The organism is Peribacillus sp. FW305-BF15, from assembly GCF_058783805.1.
Genome location: NZ_JBYSYV010000002.1, coordinates 331,061 through 353,364, shown reverse-complemented (window position 1 = coordinate 353,364; position 22,304 = coordinate 331,061). Strand labels below are relative to the sequence as shown.

The 22,304-nt window shown below is 42.5% G+C and carries 15 protein-coding genes, 1 pseudogene and 1 other annotated feature; of the genes and pseudogenes, 5 read left to right on the top strand and 11 right to left on the bottom strand.

The features are described 5' to 3' along the window. Positions 1–224 precede the first annotated feature (224 nt). Positions 225–869: a hypothetical protein gene (locus tag AC3WLU_RS03320; protein ID WP_492596807.1), complete on the bottom strand. Its 645-nt coding sequence runs from the start codon at positions 867–869 to the stop codon at positions 225–227. A 721-nt stretch (positions 870–1,590) separates the two neighbouring features. Continuing rightward, on the bottom strand, positions 1,591–2,847 hold the full coding sequence (tyrS, locus tag AC3WLU_RS03315) for a tyrosine--tRNA ligase (RefSeq protein ID WP_134783648.1): 1,257 nt from the start codon (positions 2,845–2,847) through the stop codon (positions 1,591–1,593). Between the two features lie 66 nt (positions 2,848–2,913). Continuing rightward, positions 2,914–3,130 (bottom strand) — a binding site (T-box leader). A 148-nt stretch (positions 3,131–3,278) separates the two neighbouring features. On the opposite strand from tyrS, the gene AC3WLU_RS03310 reads away from it, so the two are divergent. After that, positions 3,279–6,329 carry a transglycosylase domain-containing protein gene (locus AC3WLU_RS03310; RefSeq protein WP_492596806.1) on the top strand — a complete coding sequence of 1,017 codons (3,051 nt, stop codon included), beginning with the start codon at positions 3,279–3,281 and terminating at the stop codon, positions 6,327–6,329. Positions 6,330–6,458: 129 nt separating this feature from the next. On the opposite strand, the gene acsA is transcribed toward AC3WLU_RS03310, so the two are convergent. Beyond that, complete coding sequence (gene acsA / locus AC3WLU_RS03305) at positions 6,459–8,177, bottom strand: acetate--CoA ligase (RefSeq protein WP_034309233.1); 1,719 nt, start codon at positions 8,175–8,177, stop codon at positions 6,459–6,461. Positions 8,178–8,501: 324 nt separating this feature from the next. Here acsA and AC3WLU_RS03300 point away from each other — a divergent pair, with 324 nt between their 5' ends. The 3 genes from AC3WLU_RS03300 to AC3WLU_RS03290 are packed head-to-tail and all read left to right on the top strand — an operon-like array spanning position 8,502 to position 10,985. Beyond that, positions 8,502–9,134 (top strand): GNAT family N-acetyltransferase, encoded by a 633-nt coding sequence (locus tag AC3WLU_RS03300; protein ID WP_034309235.1) that lies wholly within the window; start codon positions 8,502–8,504, stop codon positions 9,132–9,134. Positions 9,135–9,160: 26 nt separating this feature from the next. Further along, complete coding sequence (locus tag AC3WLU_RS03295) at positions 9,161–9,811, top strand: acetoin utilization AcuB family protein (protein ID WP_492596805.1); 651 nt, start codon at positions 9,161–9,163, stop codon at positions 9,809–9,811. Continuing rightward, positions 9,804–10,985 carry an acetoin utilization protein AcuC gene (locus AC3WLU_RS03290; RefSeq protein WP_492596804.1) on the top strand — a complete coding sequence of 394 codons (1,182 nt, stop codon included), beginning with the start codon at positions 9,804–9,806 and terminating at the stop codon, positions 10,983–10,985. The genes AC3WLU_RS03295 and AC3WLU_RS03290 overlap by 8 nt, the downstream gene beginning before the upstream one ends. A 90-nt stretch (positions 10,986–11,075) precedes the next feature. Here AC3WLU_RS03290 and ccpA read toward each other — a convergent pair whose 3' ends face one another. The 5 genes from ccpA to AC3WLU_RS03265 all read right to left on the bottom strand — a co-directional run bounded on the left by ccpA (position 11,076) and on the right by AC3WLU_RS03265 (position 15,641). Then, complete coding sequence (gene ccpA, locus AC3WLU_RS03285) at positions 11,076–12,080, bottom strand: catabolite control protein A (RefSeq protein ID WP_053535943.1); 1,005 nt, start codon at positions 12,078–12,080, stop codon at positions 11,076–11,078. 381 nt (positions 12,081–12,461) lie between these two features. Further along, complete coding sequence (locus AC3WLU_RS03280) at positions 12,462–13,538, bottom strand: bifunctional 3-deoxy-7-phosphoheptulonate synthase/chorismate mutase (protein ID WP_034309244.1); 1,077 nt, start codon at positions 13,536–13,538, stop codon at positions 12,462–12,464. 518 nt (positions 13,539–14,056) lie between these two features. Next, positions 14,057–14,383 (bottom strand): bacillithiol system redox-active protein YtxJ, encoded by a 327-nt coding sequence (gene ytxJ / locus AC3WLU_RS03275; RefSeq protein ID WP_057276733.1) that lies wholly within the window; start codon positions 14,381–14,383, stop codon positions 14,057–14,059. Between the two features lie 128 nt (positions 14,384–14,511). Then, positions 14,512–15,084, bottom strand: coding sequence for a YtxH domain-containing protein (locus AC3WLU_RS03270; RefSeq protein ID WP_034309249.1), 573 nt, complete (start codon positions 15,082–15,084; stop codon positions 14,512–14,514). Positions 15,085–15,131: 47 nt separating this feature from the next. Beyond that, entirely contained in the window at positions 15,132–15,641 is a 510-nt protein-coding gene (locus tag AC3WLU_RS03265) for a DUF948 domain-containing protein (RefSeq protein ID WP_034309251.1), read from the bottom strand. A gap of 229 nt (positions 15,642–15,870) precedes the next feature. Here AC3WLU_RS03265 and AC3WLU_RS03260 point away from each other — a divergent pair, with 229 nt between their 5' ends. Next, positions 15,871–16,983: an aminopeptidase gene (locus tag AC3WLU_RS03260; protein WP_057276734.1), complete on the top strand. Its 1,113-nt coding sequence runs from the start codon at positions 15,871–15,873 to the stop codon at positions 16,981–16,983. A gap of 47 nt (positions 16,984–17,030) precedes the next feature. On the opposite strand, the gene murC is transcribed toward AC3WLU_RS03260, so the two are convergent. The 3 genes and pseudogenes from murC to AC3WLU_RS03245 all read right to left on the bottom strand — a co-directional run. Further along, positions 17,031–18,335: a UDP-N-acetylmuramate--L-alanine ligase gene (gene murC / locus AC3WLU_RS03255; RefSeq protein WP_034309255.1), complete on the bottom strand. Its 1,305-nt coding sequence runs from the start codon at positions 18,333–18,335 to the stop codon at positions 17,031–17,033. A gap of 284 nt (positions 18,336–18,619) precedes the next feature. Continuing rightward, positions 18,620–21,448 (bottom strand): DNA translocase FtsK, encoded by a 2,829-nt coding sequence (locus AC3WLU_RS03250; protein WP_492596803.1) that lies wholly within the window; start codon positions 21,446–21,448, stop codon positions 18,620–18,622. 425 nt (positions 21,449–21,873) lie between these two features. Beyond that, positions 21,874–22,206: pseudogene (locus AC3WLU_RS03245) on the bottom strand (M20/M25/M40 family metallo-hydrolase); the annotation flags it as partial. Positions 22,207–22,304 lie beyond the last annotated feature (98 nt).

Here is a 22,304-nt window from a genome sequence, read left to right as displayed (position 1 = left end):
TTGTGGACTGTTGCTTATTTTTACGTTCTCTTGAAATAGGAGGACGTTTTTAATATCAGAGAAGAATACTTTATAAAGTATTATAATAAGTAAAAATATAGCGAAAGCCAAGTCACCGCCACATTACTTAAATTATAAATGTAGGAGAAATACAGTAACGAAATAGGCTAAGACAATTATTGTAGATAATATATTCATTTAAAATAGATACTGTATTTGATTTCTTATTTATATTTAACTTTTATATATGGAGCACCAACACCGTATGCAGTATTTGAATAATACATATTTATAACCTTTCCAGTCGGGCTTTTTACTATGTGTTTAAATCTCTTGAAAGTAATATCTGACCAAACACCTAATCTACTGTATTTTTTTGAATTAGCTGGGATTGTTGTAGAAACTGAGGTATTATGAGCTACGCTAACACCCACATTAAATCCATCATAACTATAAGAACCAGAAATAGTATATGATTTCCCACGAGAAATAGTATAACTGCTAGCTTTAGCCCAAGCGTTTGTAAGAGGGTGGTAGTTTACCCATTTTTCTTTTGCTGTATTAGTAGTAATGGTTGTTGTTGTAGTTTTATTACACGTTGCGCATATAGGAACAATTTTTATAATTTGGCTATCTAAATAAGCATTATAGTCTTCTACTGTATCAAAAAATACTAAGGTTCCATCGTCTTTTGTTAAACTGTAAGGAGCATCAACTGTTAATTCCACATTAGCTCCTTCAATTTCTACAATGGAATCGTCTCCCCCTTCTGCTGAGACCCTTGATAAATTCAGAGATCCTATTAATAGAATAAACAGGCTGAAAAGACTAAGAAGCTGAATGTAAAACTTTTGGTTATTAATTCTCATTTTTTACCCCTCCTATTTTTCTAAATTTTCCAATAATTACAGTATACACTTTTTAGTATATAATACAAATTAACTAAAGAGAGGTGATATTATGAAATTAATAGCCGGAACTATAGCACTATCTGTTTCTTTTATCCTATTTATTTATTTGTATGGCTTAAAAGTAGATCACTCTATTAAATACAACGGAAGCTTTTATACGTTTCCAGCAATACTATTATTGATAGCCATGTTTTGTTTTGTATCAATTATGAGGAAAAACAACAAAGACTAAACAAAATAAAATGTTGATTAGCTAAAAATCCTGACTCAAATTCGAGTAGACGTGATGGAGATTCCAGAAAATCATGATAATCCGTTACAGCATACCATTCAATGAAAGTAATTCTTACCTCCTTCTTATCTGCAGAAATCTCTTGCCTATTGGAGCTTAGACAAAGCTGTTTCGGTACCTTTTCAAAGATAGCATCAAGTTCCAGGATCAAACCCTTCCATGTAAGATTGGCTTTTGCTCCCTTTTAAATGTGACTACTGCAGATTTAGACTTAGGTTTCCATTCTCCTCCCCCAATCAAAATCATAGCTTATCCTCCCGACGGTTTTGGGTAAAGCGACTCTAGGGGGTGCCCGCGGAAAGCGAGTGCCCACGTTCCAATCAACGTTTTTTTTCACAAATTATTACAGAACAAAGCCCGGCTGGGATTCAGCCGGGCTTTGGACAATCATTTCACTAATGTGTATTTCTTCTTGCCGCGACGAATGAGGATGAACTCCCCTTCAATCTTGGCGGCTTCCGTCACTACATATTGCAGATCGGTCACTTTCTCCCCATTTATGGAGATTGCCCCGTTCTGAATATCTTCACGGGCTTGACGCTTAGATGGCGAAATTTTCGCTTCAACGATTAAATCGACCAAACCGATATCTTCCTTGCTTTCACGTTCGAAGCTAGGGACATCTTTAAAGCCCAATTTGATTTCCGCTGCACTTAAATTCTTCACCTCACCGCTGAATAGGGCGGCAGAGATTTTGATCGCTTGGTCAAGAGCTTCCTGACCATGAATCAAACGGGTCATTTCTTCCCCTAAAGCTTTTTGCGCTTTACGCAAATGCGGTTCGTTTTGTACGGATTGCTCTAACTCTTCAATCACCTCACGAGATAGGAATGTGAAGAATTTAAGGTATTTCACGACATCTGCATCTGCTGTATTGATCCAGAATTGGTAAAATTCATAAGGAGTCGTTTTTTCCGGGTCAAGCCATATCGCTCCGCCTTCCGTTTTACCGAATTTCGTTCCATCCGCTTTCGTTACGAGCGGGATCGTCATACCGAATGCTTTGGCATTCTCATCATTGGATTTCCTGATCATTTCAAGGCCGGTCGTAATGTTGCCCCATTGATCACTGCCGCCTATTTGCAATTTACAGTCGTAATTGCTGTATAAATGGCCGAAATCAATTCCTTGTAAAATCGTGTACGCAAATTCAGTGAAGGAAATTCCCGTATCCAAGCGGGAAGCAACCGTATCTTTTGCCAGCATGTAGTTAATGCCGATGTATTTCCCGTAATCACGCAGGAACGTAACCATATCGATTTTGCCTATCCAGTCATAGTTATTGACCATGACCGCACCATTTTCACCGTCGAATTCAAAGATGTGGGATAGCTGCCCTTTTATGCAGTCTGCATTATAAAGCACTTTTTCCAGCGTTTGCAGCTGACGTTCCTCTTTTTTACCGCTAGGATCACCGATGAGTCCTGTCGCACCGCCTACCAGCACAAGGGGACGATGACCGTGCTGCTGGAAACGGCGCAATGTCAAGAATGGCAATAGATGACCGATGTGCATGCTATCCGCAGTTGGATCGACACCACAGTATAAAGAAATTTTCTCTTTTTCCAAAAGGTTCTTAAAACCTTCTTCATCCGTTTGTTGATAAATAATTCCTCTCCACTCGAGGTCTTTAAGCAATTCCATTAAATATTCCTCCTCCATCTTAGAAAAAACCCGCAAAAAGCACACAAAAACGCCCCTTCATAAATATGAAGGGACGAATGAATTCGCGGTACCACCCAACTTGAGGACATAATACGCCCTCCGCTCAAGACGAATAACGGTCGTCAGCCGTTTCCTGCTACTAATCATTTCACAGCAAATGCTCCAGGAAGTAATTCATCATACCATTTGTACCGATTTCCACTAACCACCGGCTCTCTGAAACAGGGATAGTCTGACTACTGGGTCCTATCATCGCGATCATTTAATCATTTTATTGTTGTTAATAAACTTTTATCATACATAAGAATCCTTGTCAACATCACCCTACAGATTATAGAAAAATAAGAAAGATGCCCTTTCCCCTACCGGTTGTATGCTATAATATATGTGATTTCAGGGGGTATGATACGATGAATAATAATCAAAAAGATAGATTTCAAACAGTCTGGAAGCAGCTGACCCGTTTTTTCCAAAGTGAAAAAACACATAAGAACGCGCGGGTTACATACCAAGTCATTTGGAATTTAACACTGATCCTCATTATTGTCGGGATCCTAGGATTCTCATTCGCCGGCGGAGTCGGAGCCGGCTATTTCGCTGCCCTCGTCAATGATGAGCCAGTACGCTCAAAAGAAGATTTGAAAAAAGACATTTACAATTATGAAGAGACCTCTGAAGTATACTTTGCAGATGAAGTATACTTGGGCAAGCTTAAGAGTGACCTTGAGCGTGAGGAAGTGTCCATCGATAAAGTTTCCAAGCATCTTAAAAATGCAGTCATCGCTACAGAAGATGAGTATTTTTATGAGCATGACGGGGTTGTCCCGAAAGCCATCCTGCGTGCGATTTACCAGGAATTTTCGAATGCAACCGTCCAATCGGGAGGAAGTACATTAACACAGCAGCTCATTAAAAACCAGATCCTGACCAACGAAGTATCATTTGACCGGAAGGCAAAAGAAATCCTTCTTGCGCTCCGGGTCGAAAAGTTCTTTGAAAAGGAAGAGATTTTGGAAACCTACCTAAACGTCTCCACGTTGGGTCGAAATTCTTCCGGTCGGAACATCGCTGGAGTCGAGTCGGCTGCTGAAGGTATTTTTGGCGTGGAGGCCAAAGATCTGACTCTGCCCCAATCCGCTTTTATTGCTGGATTGCCGCAAAGCCCTTTCGGTTATACACCATATACTCAGCAAGGAAAACTGAAAGAAAATCAAGAACCCGGCATCAACCGGATGAAAACCGTTTTAAAGCGGATGTATAGTAACGGATACATAACAAAAGAAGAATATGATAAAGCGAGAACATACGACATAACAAAAGACTTTATCGGTAAAACGGAGATGCCATCCGAGAAATATCCATGGCTCACCAATGAAATCGAAAAACGCTCCATTAAAATCCTCTCTGTCAGTCTGGCAAAAGAAGATGGATATGAAGAGAAAGATTTAGAGAATGATGATTTAAAAGCTCAATATCTAGCACTTGCAGATCGTAAGCTGCGGCAAAATGGCTATAAGGTATATACGACCGTCAACAAAAAGATTTATGACAAGATGCAGGAAGTAACGAAAAACTATCCAAATTTCGGGTACGATAAACTGGCGCAAGTCCCCGACCCGGATACGAAAGAAATGAAGACCGTGAGCCAGCCCGTAGAGGCCGGAGCGATTCTTATCGAGAATAAAACAGGGAAAATCATCAGTTTCGTAGGCGGCCGCGATTTCAAGCGGGAACAGACGAACCATGCCACCGCATCATTGCGCTCGAACGGATCAACGATGAAGCCGCTGGTGATATATGGTCCAGGCATCGAGCTGGGCAAGATCTCGCCTGGCAGCGTATCGGCCAACGTGCCGATCTCCATTCCAACAGGCGGCAAACCGTGGAGTCCAGGAAACTATGGCGGCGGCAGCTATACGGGAGTATCGACTGCCCGCGAGGCCCTGAAGAATTCCTATAATATCCCGGCAGCGCTCTTTTACATGAAAATAATCAACAACAGGCCGGCTTCCTATTTGGAAAAAATGGGCTTCTCCACCGTGACGAAAGAGGATTACTCTAATCTTGCCGTGTCATTGGGTGCGATGGAAAAAGGTGTAACCGTTGAAGAAAACGTCAATGCATATGGCACTTTTGCCAATTCAGGAGAATTCATCGATGCTTATATGATCGATAAAATCGTTTCGAAGGATGGCAAAGTCATCTATCAGCATAAAGTGAAACCAGTGGATGTTTTCTCTCCGCAAGCCGCTTACCTGACGCTCGATATGATGCGTGATGTCGTAAACAGCGGGACGGCGGCCTCGGTCAGGAACCGCCTTGCCTTCTCAAGCGATTGGGCAGGTAAAACCGGTACTTCACAAAACTATTGGGATGCCTGGTTTGTAGCCAGCAACCCGAATGTATCGTTCGGGACATGGCTCGGTTATGACAAGCCGAAATCCTTGCAAGGGACTTATAATGGACTTGAATATAATAAACGTAATTTATATTATTGGGCAGATCTGATCAATGCCGCATATAAAGTCGACCCTAAACTCGTCGACCCCGATAAGCGATTCGAAATGCCTGGCGGAATTGTCAGCCGTTCCTTCTGTGGCGTTTCAGGACTGCTTCCTTCAAGCTCATGCCAAAAGGCCGGGCTTGTCAAATCGGATTTATTCATCGCCAAGTATGCTCCATCCAGGGCGGATGATAGTTTCATAGATGGACAATATGTATCAGTTGGCAGCAAACGCTACGCAGCCCTTCCGCAAACACCTGGCGAATTCAAAAGCGGCGGGTTCATGTTGAATCCAGATTCCTTTGCAGATATCGGGTTGAGATATGTCGTTGACCCGGGATCCGTGATTCCCGGAGCCGAAAAATCAGGAAATGTCGTCGGGGCGACAGCGAAATTGAATGATAATGGCAAAGCACCAGATCCCCTATCCATAGCGATCAGCAACGGTAAGATTACATGGGGCTTGCATCATGAAGGAGATGTCGTCGGTTATCGTGTCTATAAAGACGGCAAAAAAGTGGCGAGCATCAATGCTGGGGAGAATCTTGTTTACAAAGTCGGCTCTGGCGGATCTTATTACGTAACGGCCGTCGACATTGTCGGTAAAGAATCAGCCCCTTCCCAACATGTTGAAAGCGGCGCTAAAAAGACAAGTTCCAAAGAGGATTCCACGAAAAATAAAGATGATCGCGGAAAAGATAAAATAGTTAACGAAGGTAAAAAAACAGACTCAAAAGAAGAGAACGGTCCAGACAAAAATACAGATACAGATAAACAACCGGAAAAAGATATACAACCAGAAAAAGAAACGGAAACGGATAAAGAAAAAGATCCGGTTCAAGACAAAGATCAAAACAAAGAGAATACAGATAAAGAAATTCAAGGGAACGACAAAGATCAAGGCACAGTCAATGATCAAGAGCAAGAAACGGATAAAGCCGAAGATGAGGAAGAATGACGCTCTTGAACTAAAACAGGCTGTCGGGTAACCCCGACAGCCTGTTTCCTTATAATCTCCCAAAAAGGCATCCATGAAAGTGACAATGGATGCCTTTTTCATTTTCAATGATCAGTATGACTCAGTTTCTCAATCCTCCATCGATGATAAATCACCGGTTGGCAAATCAAGTTCCCAAGCTTTCAAGACACGGCGCATGATTTTACCGCTTCTTGTTTTAGGAAGTTTATCCCTGAATTCAATTTCACGAGGTGCTGCATGTGCTGCTAAACCATGCTTCACAAATGTTCGAATATCCTCAATCAACTCATCGTTCGCATCGTATCCGTCACGAAGGGCGATAAACGCTTTGATAATCTCCCCCCGAACCGGATCCGGCTTACCGATGACCCCCGCTTCAGCTACAGCTGGATGCTCGACCAACTTGCTTTCCACTTCGAAAGGTCCGACCCTCTCCCCTGCCGTCATGATGACATCATCAACACGGCCTTGGAACCAGAAATAACCATCTTCATCCATGTATGCGGAATCTCCGGAAACATACCAATCACCTGGCATAAAGTAAGATTCATATTTCGCTTCATTCTTCCAGACGGTCTTCATCATCGAAGGCCAGCCTTTCTTGATGGCAAGGTTCCCCATTCTATGCGGCGGAAGCTCGTTGCCTTGATCATCCACTATTGCCGCTTTTACGCCAGGAATCGGTTTACCCATCGAACCCGGTTTGATTTCCAGGCAAGGATAATTGCAGATGACCTGAGCCCCGGTCTCCGTCATCCACCATGTATCATGGATCCGATGATTGAATACCTTCATTCCCCAGCGCACCACTTCCGGGTTCAACGGTTCACCGACACTTAAAATATGGCGGAGAGTGCTTAAATCGAACCGCTTAACGATCTCGTCACCCGCGCCCATCAGCATCCTGAAGGCAGTCGGTGCACTATACCATACCGTGACACCAAAGTCCTCCAAGGTCTTGTACCAGGATTCAGGCTTGAAACGCCCGCCTACAATGACATTCGAGGTTCCTGTCAGCCAAGGTCCAAAAATCCCGTAAGACGTCCCTGTCACCCAACCAGGATCCGCTGTGCACCAATACACATCCTCATCCTGCAAATCAAGGACCCATCTTGCCGTTTGATAATGCTGGATCATCGCATTATGAACATGAAGCACCCCTTTTGGTTTTCCTGTGGAACCGGAGGTATAGTGAAGAATCAGACCGTCATTCCGATCGACCCATTCAATGTCGAATTTTTTGTCGGCTTCTTTTAATTTCTTATTGAAGTGATGGTACTTTCCTTCTTCTTTTATATTTTCCCCCACCAGGAAAATATGCTTCAAATGGGGTAATTCATCCACTGGAACGCGCGGCAAAAGTTCAGGTGTCGTCACAATCACACTTGCCTCACTATCTTCAAGACGATCCCTTATGGCGCCTTCCATGAAGGCTTCGAACAACGGCCCTACGACCGCCCCCGTTTTAATCGCACCCAACAATGCAAAATACAGCTCCGGGGAGCGAGGCATGAAAATGAAAACACGATCACCTTTTTCCACATTGGCAATGTTCTTGAATACATTGGCCGCTTGGTTCGTATAATCTTTCATTTCCTTGAATGTATACTTTTCATTTCTTTTATCGTCTTTGTAATAAAGGGCCACTTTATTCTTTTTGTATGTTTCGACATGGCGGTCAATGGCTTCATACGCAAGATTCACTTTACCGGTTTCAGACCAGGAGAATTCCTTTTCCGTCTCAGACCAGTCAAACTTATTGTATTTTTCATCATAATTCTTTAAATTAAAATTACCTTCCACTACTGGTAACGCTTTCACATTCATACGACAAACTCCCCCTTCATTCGGCTCTATATTTTTATTATAGTATAAGAATCGAATTATCTCAATTTTTAAAATATTGATCGCTTCCATATTAGGGAAATCCCTTCTTGGTGAATGTTGAAAGTTACTGGTATATGGTTATGGTCAAGGTGCATCCATATAATAGCCGGGAAAGAAGGGGGGACTTTAACAAAAGCGCCTTGAACTTTCTGAATTATGCCCCTTGTTTTCATGTATAATTTATGTAAGCTTTCCATTCGGTTTAAAAGCGATGCTTCGGAATGCGAGAGTGTAAGATTACTATATAACAAGGGTGGTGAAAGAATGGAATATAGTAAGACCTTTTACACTAAGGAACTGCAGACATTAAGCGGAACGCTCATCATCGAGGGACCGTTAAGCGGAGAAAAAATGTCCGCTTATGAGTTTCACGAAGACTTGGTCGCCTTTCGCCCCCCTGCTTTGCAGCATAAAGCGTTAATAGAAATAGCAGACTTGCCTGAGGGCAGGATCTTCATCGCCCGTGAAAATGAAACAATCGTGGGGTATGTAACTTACTTATATCCCGATCCCTTGGAGCGCTGGTCTGAAATCAAGATGGAGGACCTGATTGAGCTTGGTGCAATCGAGGTCATCCCTAAATACCGTGGTGCCTCGGTCGGGAAGAACCTGATCCGCCTTTCAATGGAAGACGATTCGGTTGAAGACTTCATCATCATCACCACTGAATACTATTGGCATTGGGATTTGAAAGGGACAGGGCTGAATATTTGGGACTATCGCAAGGTCATGGAAAAAATGATGAGTGCAGGTGGCTTGGTCTACTTTGCAACAGATGATCCTGAAATCAGTTCCCACCCGGCAAACTGCCTGATGGCCCGAATTGGCAAAAGAGTCCCGCCGGAATCCATCCAGAAGTTCGACCAATTGCGTTTTATGAATCGGTTTATGTATTAAAGAGGAGAGGAAGAGGAGGAAGGAAAATGATTGTTGAAACAATAATGAATGAGGATATCATCACCCTCACTCCAACGGATACCATCCATAGCGCTGTCTTGATCATTAGGGAGAAACGAATTCGCCATATACCCATTGTCGATGACAGCTTTCAACTTGTGGGATTAGTCAGCGACCGTGATATTCGGGATGCTGCCCCTTCTATTTTCCGTACCGAAGAATACAAAAATGATTTACAAAAACCATTATCAAGCATCATGAAAACGGAAATAATCACAGGGCACCCGCTTGATTTCGTGGAAGAAATCGGGGCTGTTTTTTGTGCTAACAATATCAGCTGCCTTCCAATCGTAAAGGGCAGGAAGTTAGTGGGCATCATAACCGGTACTGATTTACTTCATTCATACGTTGAGTTGACAGGAGTCAATCAGCCCGGTTCCCAAATCGAAATCAGAATCCCGGATAAGGCAGGTTCCCTTCATGATATTGCCCATATTTTCAAAAGGCGCAATACGAATATCCTGAGCACCCTTGTTTATCCTGAAAAAAATGGAACCGATTATAAAATTCTTGTAATTCGTGTACAGACGATGAATCCATTTATGGTGGTGGAGGATTTGAAGAAAGAAGGCTATACCGTTTTATGGCCTAGTCTACCGGGGATTTCACATGAATGATACATCCCTTTTCGTCTATTCGGATGAACTCCTTACCTACAAATTCAACGATGAGCATCCATTCAATCAAAAACGCCTTAAACTCACGCTTGATTTATTAAAAAAACACCATGCCATCAATGATGATCAAATTATCAAGCCCAGAATGGCTACAGATGCAGAATTGGAACTGATCCATGATCACCATTATGTAAACGCTGTCAGATCAGCGGGCCAGGGAAAGCTCCCCCCTGAAAAGGCAGGAAATTATGGACTGGGAACAGAGGATACCCCTATCTTCCCCAATATGCACGAAGCAAGCGCCTTGCTTGTTGGCGGTACCTTGACGGCTGTGGATGCCGTCATGACCGGTCAGTCCCTGCACGCACTTAATCTTGGCGGTGGCCTGCATCACGGTTTCCGCGGGAAAGCCTCGGGCTTTTGCATTTACAATGATAGTTCGGTCGCAATTAAATACCTGCAAAAGAAATATGGTGCGCGTGTCTTGTATGTCGATACCGATGCACATCATGGTGACGGAGTCCAATGGTCATTTTATGATGATCCCGATGTATGCACCTTATCCATTCATGAAACGGGGCGCTATTTATTTCCCGGCACCGGCACGATTAACGAGCGGGGCCAGGGAAAAGGCTACGGCTATTCATTCAACATCCCGGTCGATGCGTTCACTGAAGATGAATCCTGGCTCGAATGCTATAGGGCTTCCTTTAAAGAAGTCATTGAATACTTCAAACCGGATGTCATATTAACGCAAAACGGAGCCGATTCCCATTATTACGATCCGCTCACCCATTTATCTGCCACCATGAAGATTTTTAGGGAAATACCAAAGTTGGCCCATGAAATGGCCCATAAGTATTGCGAAGGACGGTGGATTGCAGTAGGAGGCGGCGGATATGATATATGGCGCGTCGTACCGAGGGCATGGGCAAGGATCTGGCTTGAAATGACGGATAATGACATTTCAGGTCCCCTATCAAAGGAATGGCTCGATAGCTGGCAGCCTGAGTCCCCTGTTCCCCTACCGGCTGAATGGGATGACATGGAGGATATATACGAACCCATTCCGAGAAAGCCTGAAATTACCGAGAAGAATGCCCTTACGCTTGAAAAGGTCCTTTATCCCATCAGGTCTTCCAAGCAAACATCGAAAAGCAATGAACAAAGTTAACCAAAAGATCGTTGAAAAACGATCTTTTTTGTTCGGTCATCATTTGAGAAACAAAAAGAGAGTGCCCCTCGGGACACTCTCCAAACCAGTTTATTTCGTTGATTGACGGTTTTCAATCCGATGCGGCAGGATCACCTTTTCAAGACCTTCCTCCACTTGTTCTTTATTCATCAACTTTGTAAGAAGCCTCATCGCAACCGCACCAATATCATATAAAGGTTGAACGATCGTCGTGATTTGCGGACGCACCATCAATGTCAATCTCGTATTATCGAAGCTGATCACTTCAAAGTCTTCCGGCACATTATACCCCTTGTCCTGCGCGGCATGGACAATACCAAGCGCCATTTCATCAGCACCGGCGATGAATGCCGTCGGCCTGTCTTCAACTTCCAGGTACTTTTCAAAAGATTCAATTCCTGAATCATATGTATAATCACCTTCAACAATATACCTTTCATCAAATGAAAGACCAGCTTCTTTCAATCCTCGTTTATATCCAGTCAGTTTCATTTCATTAATCAGCGCGGAAGGGTTTCCGCTTACAAAAGCGATATGCTTGTGGCCTTTATCAGCAAAGAAAGTCACTGCGTCAAATGCCGCCGCCTCATAATCAATATTAACAGATGGAACTTGCCCGCTTTCATCTACCGAACCTGCCAGAACGATCGGAACCGGTGAATTCGTAAACTCTTTGACATGCTCATCAGAAATGTTGCCGCCCATGAATACGATGCCATCCACTTGTTTTCCAAGCATCGTATTCAGCAAATGGAATTCCTTATCTATATTCTCATCAGAACTGCTTAGAATGATATTGTATTTATACATGGTCGCTATATCTTCTATGCCCCGTGCCAATTCGGCAAAAAAGATGCTCGAGATATCCGGGATGATGACCCCGACAGTAGTCGTTTTCTTTGAGGCAAGTCCCCTTGCCACTGCATTCGGTCGGTACCCTAACTTTTCAATCACATCGGAAACTTTCTTCCTTGTTGCAGGCTTTACATTTGGATTCCCGTTAACTACGCGGGAAACGGTGGCCATGGAAACATTCGCCTCACGTGCCACATCATAAATGGTTATATTATTCATTCATCCATTCCTCCATTTCTTTCATTTTCCCCATAAAAGACCCGAATTATTTCGGAAAAAAATCTTTTATGCGTTTTTCTCTATAAGGAAGATTATTTTAGGAACGATCTGCCTAACAAAAAAACAGTCCTACTCTCTTCTCAGTCAAATATTCAATACCCTATTCAAGTATAAAATTCACATAGATATCACTTTATGTATGACTCAATCTTCCGAACAGTTCTCATTCTTGTTATTTATCATACGATAGTCGAATCTTTCCTGCAATCCAATAGTGCTTATTTCGAAGGTTTTTCTATAAAAACTAGTATTTTACCATTAAAAAAAGCCCTTGCCAAGTTGGTAAGGGCCGTAAGTAGATCAATTCAAGACATTCTTAGCTTAAACAGTTACCCAGTTCAAGCGTTTAATTTCATCGTAGAATTCATCAAATTGTTTGAAGTCCATTTGCTGTGCAGAATCCGATAGAGCAACGGAAGGATCCGGATGCACTTCAGCCATAACACCGTCAGCACCGATTGCAAGAGCCGCTTTAGCCGTAGGAAGCAATAGATCGCGACGTCCAGTTGAATGCGTTACATCAACCATGACCGGTAAATGTGTTTCTTGTTTTAAAATCGGTACAGCAGAGATATCAAGTGTATTTCTTGTTGCTTTTTCGTAAGTGCGGATACCGCGTTCACAAAGGATGATGTTGCCATTGCCCTGCGACATGATGTATTCCGCTGCATGAATGAACTCTTCAATCGTTGCAGCCAGTCCGCGTTTTAACAGAACTGGTTTATTTACTGCACCTGCCGCTTTTAGCAAGTCGAAATTCTGCATGTTCCGCGCCCCGATTTGGATGACATCGATATGATCGATCGCCGCTTCAATATCATTGGCACTCACGATTTCACTGATGACAGCCAAGCCGTATTCATCAGCAACGCGTTTAAGTATTTGTAAACCTTCCAAACCAAGCCCTTGGAAGTCATATGGAGATGTACGTGGCTTAAAGGCACCGCCGCGCATCAATTTCAAACCTTTAGCTTTAATGACTTCCGCCACCGCAGCTGTCTGCTCATAAGATTCAACGGCACATGGTCCGAAAACGAAGCTAGGGATCCCGTTACCTACCAATTCACCCTTGATGTCGATGATCGTGTCTTCAGCTTTTTGTTTTCTTGATACAAGAAGCGTCTTCTTCTGATCATCCTTTTGCAGCTCCAAGCCCAATTTAAAGATTTCTTTGAAAATATGTTTAATCGAACCAAGATCAAGCGGTCCTTGATTATTGGCTTCGATAAGATCCAGCATTGTTCTTTCACGGACCGGATCGTAACGGTTTACACCTTGTTTTTCTTTAACGCGACCAATTTCCTGTACAAGTTCAGCACGTTGATTAATAAGATGTAATAACTGAAGGTTCACATCATCCAGTTGATTACGAAGTCCATCAAGCTCTTTGTTGCTCATTACAAATCCATCCCTTCGTTTTTTAAAATAGAAATCGGTTCAGCGGATTCAAACTAAAAAAATCCCATCCGGATCCTCGAACATCCACCCCGATTGTTTTATCAATGAAAAATTTAGAATATTTCATGTATGATTAAATCAATTATAAATGAAGTGTCCATAAATGTCACTATATTTTTCTTTAATAATTAAACGCTTTTAAGCATTAAAGTTATAAATACTTAAAACTAGGTGCCGCTCATGCCAGAAAAACGATTACACAGAATATTGAAACACAATCCGTTGTAGGAATTATATTGGAAATAGAACAGGAAAGCTATCATTTAATTGATCATTTTTCACAAGAACATAGAAAAGTTTAAATTTTCTGCCACTCGTCCGAAGCCGAGAAATGTTTAAAGAGTCTTTACGGAAGGGCCTTCCTAGAAAAGGTTTCCCCAGGATTAACATCCTTAGGCCCGCCAATCAATGGAATAATAAAAGGCCGGAACCCTTACCAAAGGGATCCGGCCTTCCATTCATTCTGTAATGGCCTTGCTCAATGAATCATATGTAATCCGCCAATGAGATTCATTCCACACAGGTTTTCCACCTTTAAAAAGGATGGCCTGAGGTGATTGATGTTTGACATCAAAAGTTTCTGCCACATAATTGGATAGTGGACGAGCTTCCTGGACGGCCAAATAGGCCGTTTTAAGCTGTTCGTTCCCTAAGATGTACCTCTCATATTGTTCAAATGCTTCAGCACTTACAGGGCATGTTACGCTATGCTTGAAAAGCAGGAATGTATCCTCTTTTAGAAGCTCATTGAATTGTTCTTCTGTTTCGATTTTGCTCATGACCATATAGCAGTCTCCTTTCCTTGTCATATAAATTTTACCATCAAAAAGGCGATGAAGCCATCGAAGCACTTCACCGCCTTATTCTTCGTCCCTTAATGACTCTTCATTCCCATTAAAGGAATCCAAGGAGTTTAATTCTTTAGTTTACTTTCCGTTTCATCGAATGCCTTTTTCGCTTCATCAAGTTTTAATTTTGCCGCATTCTTGTTTCCGCTTGTAGGATCTGCAGGATTATTTTCCGAATCATTGCTGTTAGCAAAGTTCGTTTCGACGGATACGATAGGTGCATCTGTAGTTCCGGTTACATCAATATCCTTATTGCTTGAATTCGTTGTATCATCAGCAGCGTCGCCGTTTTCTTTTCCTGTTTTCAGGCTCTTCACTTTGTTGACGATATTCGAAGATTTATTGGAAACGATTTCCGTGACGGAGTTTGTTTTTTCCTTTGCAGTATCAGCAAGGACTGTACCTTTTTCCATCGCCGTTTGTCTTAATCTTTCTGTTTTCTCGGAAATGTTTCTAGCTTGTTCGTTGAAGTCATTCCTTAATTCCTTGCCTGTTTTCGGAGCCATGAACAAAGCAGTAGCCGCTCCGATCATCCCGCCGATCAAGGCGCCAATCATAAAGTCCTTAGAATTGATCGAGTCGCGTTCGTCCTCATATGATTTCTGATAGTCCTTTGTCGGAAATTCTTTTTGAGTCATAATACATTCCCCTTTCAATTTTCGGTTCATTTTTATTTAACTAGATTTTATGATCTAGAACGTAAAAACCTTTTTTTAGGTAAGTTATCTGTTTCCAGCGCTTCCCTTTCTAACTCTGCCCTTTCAGTCGGGGTCGGGGCTGCCTGTTTGCTTCTGGACTTCCATTTGTCTCTGATCTCCATGGCTACATTGCTCCATTGTACAATTTGTGAGATTCTTTCTTGATTATTATCAATCTCAGCCTGCACTTTATGGGAAACCTTTTGGATGGAAGAATTAAAGCTGGAGATGGATGTACCTACATCCTTCACCGCATCCACCACCGTGTTCAGGTTTTCTGACTTTTGCTGCAAATCTTCAGCCAACGTATTCGTTTTATGTAATAACTGAGTAGTTTCGAGCGTTATGCCCTGCATTTGGCTCTCTAGTCCTGTCAGCGTCCGGGCCACACTGTCCAGGGTAGTTTGAAGTGATGTCAGTACCTTCGTTAGAAAAATAACGAGTACCAAAAAAGCTATCGCTGCAACAGCAGCACTTACGTATAAAATAATCTCCATTGGAACACCTCCGAAAAAAATCGACTTATTTAATAGCTGTTAGATATTAATTACCCCTTCCCTATCATTATAAACTTATTTATTTTTTCAATATACCCTATCAAACCCTAATCTGGAAATATTGTTGTCCGCATCCAGTTCCTCCGTGAAATTCATGGGTGACACTTATGGCAGGAAATCGGGTATGATAGAAAAGATAAGTCGAATTTAAACAATGGAGGTATTTTTTATGAAAGATCCCAGAATTGGTACATTGGCCAAAAACTTAATCAATTATTCCGTGAAGCTTCAAAAAGGTGAAAAAATCTTGATCGAAAACTTTGGATTGCAGCGTGAACTTGTTAACGCACTTGTGAATGAAGCCTATGCAGCAGGTGGTTACCCATTCGTCCTGTTAAAGGATCACCAAGTGGACCGTGCCTTGCTGATGGGTGCCAAAGAAGAACAGTACAAGATGATGGGTGAGTTTGAAGCCAACGTAATGAAGCAGATGGATGCTTATATCGGGCTTCGTGCCGGGGATAATATCAATGAACAATCCGATGTCCCTTCAGAGAAGATGGCGATTCATGGACAGACAGTCGGTAAAGTACATAGAAATATCCGCGTGCCAAAAACAAAATGGGTCGTACTTCGCTACCCGACAAATTCCATGGCCCAATTGGCCAAAATGAGCACAGAAGCATTCGAAGACTTTTATTTCGAAGTCTGCAACCTCGACTATGGCAAAATGAGCGCAGCAATGGACAACCTTGTTGAATTGATGGATAAAACGGATAAGGTCCGCTTAACTGGGCCCGGTACGGACCTAACCTTCTCCATCAAAGACATTAAAGCCATCAAATGTGCGGGTGAGCTGAACATTCCTGACGGTGAAGTATATACGGCTCCAGTTAAAGATTCCATCAATGGAGTGATTTCGTATAATACTCCTTCCCCATATCAGGGTTTTACTTTTGAAAACGTGAAGTTGACATTCAAGGATGGAAAAATCGTTGAAGCGGTTGCGAATGATACGGAACGCATCAACAAAATTTTTGATACTGATGAAGGCGCACGATATGTCGGTGAATTTGCAATTGGTGTAAATCCTTATATTCTACACCCGATGCAAGATATCCTCTTTGATGAAAAAATTGATGGAAGTTTTCATTTCACTCCAGGACAATGCTATGATGATGCCTTTAACGGAAACCATTCAGACATTCACTGGGACCTGGTCAATATCCAGCGGCCTGAATATGGCGGCGGGGAAATCCATTTTGATGACGTCTTGATACGTAAGGACGGACGTTTCGTTTTACCGGAACTGGAAAATTTAAATCCGGAAAATTTAAAATAACCCAATAAAAAAAACGACCGATCCGCTACAACGGATGGTCGTTTTTTTTATTTTACCTGCAGTGAATGCTCATAGGCTGCCTGGAATTTTTGAATGTCCCCCGCACCCATGAATAACACGACACTGTTATCATGGTTTTGCAATATAGATGTTGTGTTCTCCGTAATCAGTTCGGCACCTGGAATCTTATCTTGAAGGTCTTCAATCGATAACTTTCCTTGATGTTCACGAGCAGATCCAAAAATTTCACATAAGTATACTTTGTCGGCCAAATTCAAGCTGTCGGCGAATTCATCCAGGAATGCCTGCGTTCTCGAGAAAGTATGCGGCTGGAATACAGCAACAACTTCACGCTCTGGATATTTCTGACGCGCCGAGTCCACAGTTGCAGAGATCTCGGTCGGATGGTGTGCATAATCATCAATGATGATCTGACTTCCGATTTCCTTTTCGGAGAACCGGCGTTTAACTCCGCCAAAAGTCCGCAATTGGGCTTTCACAGCTTCCGTATCCAAGTTTTCATATTTACAAAGTGCAATGACACCAAGTGCATTCAACACATTATGCTTTCCAAAAGTAGGAATAGTGAATGTATCATAGTAATTGTTCCTTACATGCACATCAAAAGTCGTGCCATCCGGAGTGACGGAAACATTTTTCGCTTGAAAATCATTTCCTTCTGCAAATCCGTAAAAAATAACCGGTACTTTCGCCTGAATATGTGGTAAATGCTCATCATCCCCGCACGCAATGATGCCTTTGTTGACTTGAAGGGCCATCGTTTGGAAAGCCTCGAACACGTCTTCGACATTAGCGTAATAATCTGGATGATCAAAATCGATATTTGTCATGATTGCATAATCCGGATAATAGGAAAGGAAATGACGGCGATATTCACATGCTTCGAAAACGAAGTAATCAGAATTCACGATTCCTTTACCCGTTCCATCCCCAATCAGGAAGGATGTCGGTTTAGCGCCCCCCATTACATGGGCAAGTAAGCCGGTCGTCGATGTTTTACCATGCGCTCCCGTAACCGCCACGCTGATGAAGTTTTTCATGAAATCACCTAGGAAACGGTGATAACGGATAATCGGCAAATCAAGTTCTTTTGCCTTCAAGATTTCCGGATGACTATCCGGAAACGCATTTCCTGCAATGATGGTCATTCCAGGTTGAATATTTTCCTCGTTGAAAGGAAGGATTTTAATCCCGGCTTTTTCTAATGCCAATTGTGTAAAAAATTCTTTTTCGTAATCGGAACCCTGCACTTCAATATTCATATCATGCAGTATTTGTGCAAGAGCACTCATACCCGACCCTTTAATTCCCACAAAATGGTAAGCAGTCATAAAGCGAACCTCCACCAATCGTCTACCTGTATGACAGTATATGACGTCATCTTTTATTTGTTTTTCCATTACGAGACTTGTTAGTAACGCAATTTCTTCATAGGTTTTCGAACTTTTATTTTCAATCATTCATCAACAAAAAACTATTATATCACTTTTTTATTCATTCATCCATGTCAGGGGGATGCCAATTTATCAAATCATTGGCTTTTCCCTCAATTAAGGTGATAAAAAAGGGTTTTCACCCTTTCACATTATATACAATTTCCTTTTATTAGGTTCTCTTAATTAACATGTAAAAATTCCAGCTCTTCTTGCGTAATCAATACATCCCTGGGCCTTGAGCCCCTGGATTCGGAAACAACCCCCTGTTGCTCCATCATTTCTATTAGACGCGATGCACGGTTATATCCGACACGGAAACGCCGTTGGACGCTCGATGCAGATGCGGCCTGCTGGCTCACGACAAATTCACATGCCTCGAAAAACAGTTCATCCGCTTCTTCCGTGACCTGGGCCCTGTTCAGCAAGTCTTCCTGTTCAAACAGGTATTTCGGCTGCTGCTCCCGTTTAACATGGTTGACCACTTGATCAATCTCTTCATCACTCACGAAAGTCCCTTGCAGGCGCACCGTTTTTGAAGAGCCGTTTTCAGCGAATAACATATCTCCTCTTCCCAAAAGTTTTTCTGCACCGCCGCTATCGATGATTGTACGGGAGTCCACTTGTGAAGAAACCGAAAAAGCAATCCTTGTCGGGATATTTGCCTTGATCAATCCAGTTATGACATCGACTGAAGGTCTTTGAGTGGCTACAATCAAATGGATGCCGCAGGCACGGGCCTTTTGAGCAATCCGGCAAATCGCTTCCTCTACATCAGCCGGGGACATCATCATTAGATCCGCAAGCTCATCGATGATCACCAGGATATACGGCAGCTTGCTTGAATATTGACCAGCTTTTTCCGCTTGTTCATTAAAGCGGGTGATATCACGTACACCGGCATGTACAAACAATTCATAACGCCGTTCCATCTCCTCTACAGCCCATTTCAACGCAGCCGTAGCGGCTTTTACATCGGTTATGACTGGACTGACCAAATGCGGGATCCGGTTATACGGGGCGAGCTCGACCATTTTCGGATCGATCAACAGTAATTTAAGCTCCTGCGGCGTCGCTTTATACAGCAAGCTGACCAGCATGGTGTTGATACAGACACTTTTCCCCGATCCCGTTTGCCCGGCTATCAAACCATGCGGCATCTTTCTCAAATCCGTGATGATCGGCTGACCGGATATATCGAGGCCTAAAGCCACGGCAAGCGGTGATTCATGCTCTTGAAACTCAGTACTTTCCAAAACCTCACGCAAAAATACCGGTTTGCTTTTCCTGTTCGGAATCTCGATGCCGATTGTATGTTTACCCGGAATGGGCGCTTCCATCCTCATATCCTGGGCAGCAAGACTTAATTTGATGTCATCCATCAGGTTCGTCACTTTATTCACCTTCACTCCCGGCTCCGGATGCACCTCGAAACGAGTGACTGCCGGTCCTTGGGTGACATTGACGACCTTTGCACGGACATTGAAATTTTTCAATGTCTGATCAAGTAATACAGTCTGTTCCCCGAGCCACTCATCATCATGCACAGCATAAGTGGGAGGTGTCAGCAATTCGATATTCGGAAACACATAGTATGGATTATCATCCGCTTCCACGGAACCAAAAACTTCAAGGGCATTGCCCTGGCCACTTTCCGCTGTCTCTGTTAAAACTGCCTCTTGATACCCATCTCCAGAAATGGGGGATTCCTGTTCTAGAGGGGGCTTAGGGTCGGAACCAATAATAGATTCACCTGTATTTTCAGGCTCGCCGGCGGTTTCGGTGTTCAAAAAGGCAGGTGTAATGTCCCGAGTCTCCTCTTTCGGCATTACTCTGCCTTCCTCCGGTTTCCGCTCGGGAATGGCGGATGGTTCCGCTTGTCCTGCCTCCGTTTGGGCAGCATCATCCATTGCTCGTTTATCAGCTGAAACTACTGCCCTTTCCGGATTAAGGCTTTTTTTTTCCGGCATCATTTTATTCATGAAGCCATTTTTTTCCCGATCTTGCTTAAGCATCATCACATTAAATGGAATATGTTTTTTCGGACTTTTAGGCTGCACTTCAGGTATTGCCTCAGATGAGTCACTTTCAGGCATTGTCCCTTGACTTACGGATGATTGATTTGATTGTACAGCAGCCTCCCCATGAACCGATATCACTTCAGGCCGTGTGTCGTCCGCCTGTTCCATGATGGATACGGCGACTTCGCGTCCAAAATCGACTTGGTCCTGTTCAATAGCCTCTTTTTCTACCTTAGGCTCCATTATGTTAGGCTCGCTTACCGTTTCTTCTGGCAATGACTCAATGGAATTTCTACGAAAGAAAGCGGGTATCTCCGTATCTTCCCTTTTTTTTTCCGCTTGTTCCGGTATAAGAATGGCGGGTTTTGCTGTCATTTCCTCATGTGACGCATCTTTTGAGATTTCAGGGATCGATACCGGAATCTCGATAGCGGGTTCTTCTTTTTTAAAGATGGGCATTTTGCTTTCCAATTCATATTCGACAATTTCTTCAGAAGGGACTATTTTTTTTTCCGGACGACGGAACCCGTAAATGGGTGATGGGATTTCCGTTGGGCGGAATGGAGTATTTGACGGGACTATTTTTGAATTTTCCTCCCGGTCAAGGCTTCTCCGTTTTGGTTCAGGATCCCTTACAGGCCTTCTCGTTGTTGTTTCTTTAGTCACATTCTTCCCCTGTTTGGGTTCGTTGTCTTCCCTGTTTCTTTCCCTAGGTTTTCTTTTATTCTGCTCCCGGTCTGGAATGAGCGGAAACTTGAACTGGCCTTTTGGATATTGAAACAGGATTTTCGTATCCGGGTCTGGCGTCTGGGACATTTTTTCCACTTTTTGATTGTAAACCTTTATTTCTTCTTTCTTTGACTTCGTAAGCTTCGAAAAATCCATTTTCCTCAATGTCTCTTCATCAAGCGGTTCATCTATAATAATCTCTTCGATTTCAATAATTTCCTCTGCTTGGAACCATTTTTTCATCTTATTTAGCCATTTCAAAACTATCACTCTTTCTACATCTGTAGTTATGTAACTAATTCTACCAGTTATTTTAAAAATATCGAGAAAATTTAAGCTAAATTGGGATTAGTATCTACTTTTTTATCGCATTCTTGCTACCTTAACGTATTTCGCAGAACTCCTACCCTATTAAACCCCTTCTGCAATGGGTTTAAACCTATCATCACCAAATAACATTAGCCCCTAGTCTACTATTTAAATAAAACACAGCTGTTAAATCGCGTTTACAAAGAGATTAAGTTTTCATGCTGACTTGAAAACAGACTGGCCAATTCATTGCATCATCCTTCATGAAACCTCCGGCAGAATCCTATTGCCTGTCGCAACCCATAAAACACCGTTCGTTAATACCGAACGGTGTTTTGTGGGTTTCTCCGTTTTTTTTGCAAACGAAGACCAAAGGACTAGTTCCATTCATAAAATCGGCAAACAACCTGGGCCACTGATTTGGAAGCGATCAAAAGGGCATCTTCATCAATGTCGAATGTAGGATGGTGATTGAAATATGCCTTCTCCACCCCTTTCGGTTTACAGCCAATGTAAAAGAAGCAGCCTGGTATCTTTTCTGCATAATACGAAAAATCTTCTGAACCTGAAAAAACCGGAAATCCGACTACCTTCTTAATTTCTTTGTCATTCATGCTTTCCAGGCTATTTTTCACGAATTCAGTCAGTTCAGGGTCATTGTATAGCGGAGGATAATCGGGCACATATGTAAGTTCGCACTGATCATCGAATGGTTTTCCATATTTTCAAAATATTTCAATTATATTATCACCGATTAAAAAATAAATATCAACTACAAGAGAGTTATAAACTCTATCAAACTTTAAAA

What these genes read in the sequence shown, in the direction of transcription:
- AC3WLU_RS03320 (WP_492596807.1), bottom strand. Translation starts at nt 869, where the DNA reads ATGAGAATTAATAACCAAAAGTTTTACATTCAGCTTCTTAGTCTTTTC.
- AC3WLU_RS03290 (WP_492596804.1), top strand. Translation starts at nt 9,804, where the DNA reads ATGAATGATACATCCCTTTTCGTCTATTCGGATGAACTCCTTACCTAC.
- AC3WLU_RS03280 (WP_034309244.1), bottom strand. Translation starts at nt 13,538, where the DNA reads ATGAGCAACAAAGAGCTTGATGGACTTCGTAATCAACTGGATGATGTG.
- acsA (WP_034309233.1), bottom strand. Translation starts at nt 8,177, where the DNA reads ATGAATGTGAAAGCGTTACCAGTAGTGGAAGGTAATTTTAATTTAAAG.
- ccpA (WP_053535943.1), bottom strand. Translation starts at nt 12,080, where the DNA reads ATGAATAATATAACCATTTATGATGTGGCACGTGAGGCGAATGTTTCC.
- murC (WP_034309255.1), bottom strand. Translation starts at nt 18,335, where the DNA reads ATGACTGCTTACCATTTTGTGGGAATTAAAGGGTCGGGTATGAGTGCT.
- AC3WLU_RS03310 (WP_492596806.1), top strand. Translation starts at nt 3,279, where the DNA reads ATGAATAATAATCAAAAAGATAGATTTCAAACAGTCTGGAAGCAGCTG.
- AC3WLU_RS03265 (WP_034309251.1), bottom strand. Translation starts at nt 15,641, where the DNA reads ATGGAGATTATTTTATACGTAAGTGCTGCTGTTGCAGCGATAGCTTTT.
- AC3WLU_RS03300 (WP_034309235.1), top strand. Translation starts at nt 8,502, where the DNA reads ATGGAATATAGTAAGACCTTTTACACTAAGGAACTGCAGACATTAAGC.
- AC3WLU_RS03260 (WP_057276734.1), top strand. Translation starts at nt 15,871, where the DNA reads ATGAAAGATCCCAGAATTGGTACATTGGCCAAAAACTTAATCAATTAT.
- ytxJ (WP_057276733.1), bottom strand. Translation starts at nt 14,383, where the DNA reads ATGGTCATGAGCAAAATCGAAACAGAAGAACAATTCAATGAGCTTCTA.
- AC3WLU_RS03270 (WP_034309249.1), bottom strand. Translation starts at nt 15,084, where the DNA reads ATGACTCAAAAAGAATTTCCGACAAAGGACTATCAGAAATCATATGAG.
- tyrS (WP_134783648.1), bottom strand. Translation starts at nt 2,847, where the DNA reads ATGGAATTGCTTAAAGACCTCGAGTGGAGAGGAATTATTTATCAACAA.
- AC3WLU_RS03295 (WP_492596805.1), top strand. Translation starts at nt 9,161, where the DNA reads ATGATTGTTGAAACAATAATGAATGAGGATATCATCACCCTCACTCCA.